Genomic DNA, 2,784 nt, shown 5'->3' with positions numbered 1-2,784 from the left:
AGGTCGAGAGCCTGCAGCCGAACAATGGCGCCGTGCCGCTGGCAGGATCGGAAGTCAGCGATTCGACGGATCATGATCTCGATGGCGTCGACAATATTCACGACCCCTTCGAGTACAGCGCCACCAATGGCCTCGCACTCACGCCTGGCAAGGCCATCGTCCTGGATTTTCAACCGACCGAGGCGCCTTATCCGGGAACGCTCGGGGATACCGGTCTGATGGGGGCGGCGCTGGATGGCTCGACACCCAACCAGGACGCCAATCCCGATCAGGGTATTCCGGGGCTTTTCGATAACGGTGGCAATATCATTCCCGGTGCCAACGCGCCGATCTTCCAGATCAAGAACGTGGTCCCCGGGAGCGTAGTCGGCTCGGACAATGGCGTTCGTGATGCCATGCATGTGGGGGTCAATCCCAGCGACGATGTGCAGCGCCTGGTCGCGACCACGCAGGTGCAGAACTGGATCCCCACGGCAGGCGGCGTGGCGGAGGGGCAGCTCACCGGCATCCTGTTCGGTGACGGCACCCAGGCCAACTTCGTGCGCCTGGTGTTCGGCGAGGTGAATGGCGAGCCGGGTTTCGAGGTCGGCTACGAGATCGGCGACAGCAACTACCAGGCCCTGGCGCAGGTCGGCTTGCCGGCGCTGGCCGCTGGCGGGACCACCGAGATCGAACTGCGCCTCGAAATCGACATGGCAAACGGCTTCGCCCTGCATGCCGCTTATCGTCTCAATGATCAGGACGAATTCACCGATTTGCCGCTGGGGGATTTCACCCTGCCCGAAGGGGTGCTGCAGGACGTGCTGACCGGCTCGCACACCATCGATGATGGCGATACCCAGCTGTCATCGGGAGCGGCTTTCGGCTTCCTTGCCGAAACCAGTGAAGGTGCGCCGCTGGCGCCGGTCAACTTCAACAACCTGCAGATCAACGGCTTCGGCGACGAGATCGCGGATACGACACCGCCGGAAGTCGTCTCGATCGCGCTCGACCAGCCGCTCGACAACGACAGCCCCATCCTGGCCACGGTGGTGGTGACCGACAACGCCGGCATTGATGTCGCGTCCATCAGCGGCGATGAACTTGTCTTTACCGGCTATACGCCTGGCGGCGTCTCGCTGGCGACCGGCAGCGACGCGATCAGGCTCAGTGACGATGGCAGGACGGCCACGATCCAGTACCTGATCTCTCCACCGTCGAGCAGTAACGCGTGGAGCAGCGGTTCGTTCGAGGTGGGCGTTGCCGCCGGCAGCTACACCGATACCGCGGGGCTCGGCGTTGCTGCCTATGAGACCGATGCCTTCATCGTCACGAACCTGGACAGTCTGGTCAAAGGCGCGCTGCAACGTGCCATCAATGTCGGTGCGACGAGCGACTCCATCGATAACAGCCTCCAAGGCGATGACAAGCACACCTACGGCGGTGCGATCAGCGACGATCCGATTCTGGGCATCGACCTCGAGGCGGACGATCCCGACTACTACTCGCCAAACACCAAGACCGGCAACAATATCGACGGCAAGGCGGGAACCACCGGTAGCAACAGCGGGGGGATCGATCTCGACGGTTCCGCCTATCATACCTATCGGGACTCCTTCTCCGGTTCGTACACCGCCACCTATGACGTGCCCAACGGCGTCTATGTCGTCGAACTGCATTTCGCCGAGCTCTACCAGTCCCAGGCGGGACAGCGCCAGGGCGACTACACGATCCAGGGCGAGACATTCGCCGAGAACTTCGATGCCTTCACCCAGGCGGGCGGCGCCGACAAGCCGGTCGTCCTGACCAAGAACGTCGTCGTCACCGACGGCAGGATCGTGATTGGCGTCACAGCGGACACCGGCGAGCCGGGCTTCAACGCCATAGCCATCTATCAGGCCGTCGCTGGCGACGTGCCGGTCGCCAGCATTTTGGCGATCGACACGCCGGAAGCGAGCGATGGGCAAGTGGTCGTCAGCGTTCGATACACCGACGATGACGCCATCGCGCAGGCGCAGATCGATACCGGTGACGTGACGGTGTCATCCTCGGCCGGTGGTGTGCCGGTCTCTCCCGCGCAGGCCACCTACGATAGCGCCAGTGGCGTCGCCACCTATACCTTCGATGCGCCGGACGGCGGCTGGCAGACCGGGACCGTTACCGCCACGGTCGGTGCCAATGCGGTGGTCGACGGGGACGACAACGGCAACGGCGCGACCTCCAGCTCGGTCTATGCCAGCTACTCGAGCGAAGGGGTCATCCTCGCGCTGGATTTCGAGACTTCCGGATCGCCGCTCGAAGAGGGCGGGTTCGACGGCACTCTGGGCAACGCCTCGGACGACTCCGTGGTGACGACCGTCGAAGGCGGCGAGCTGATCGTATGGACCTCCAACGGCGATATGTCCCAGGCAGCCAACCCCAGCGCCAATGACTTCATCAAGCACGTGGCGCTGGGCAGCGCATCTCTCAACGTGATCAACATCTCGTCACGCTTCGATAATCCCTTCCCCGAGGCGTTCGCGGCGCAGGGGCTGGACACCTCCACCGTGCCCAATTATGCCCAGCAGGGGATCGTCTTCGGCCTGGGCACCCAGAACCACAATCAGCTGCTGAAGCTGGTGTTCGGCGGCAACGGTGGCACGGTGGTACAGCTGTGGTCGAGGGGCAGTATCGACACCAAGATCAGCCTGGAGGAGATGCTGAGCGATGCCTCGAAAGGCCTGACGGATATCGCCAAGGTCGAGCTCACGCTCTCCATCGACAAGGCCGCGGGCACCGTAACGCCAATCGCGACGCTCTTCGATG

Annotated in this window: 1 protein-coding gene; it reads left to right on the top strand. The window is 63.3% G+C overall.

The genetic code is table 11. The features are described 5' to 3' along the window. A partial coding sequence (locus tag AC3AYF_RS06920; protein ID WP_487779548.1) for a malectin domain-containing carbohydrate-binding protein occupies positions 1–2,784 on the top strand: 2,784 nt, incomplete at both ends.

This window comes from Salinicola sp. (genome assembly GCF_982684285.1).
This window is presented reverse-complemented; position numbering and strand designations above follow the sequence as displayed.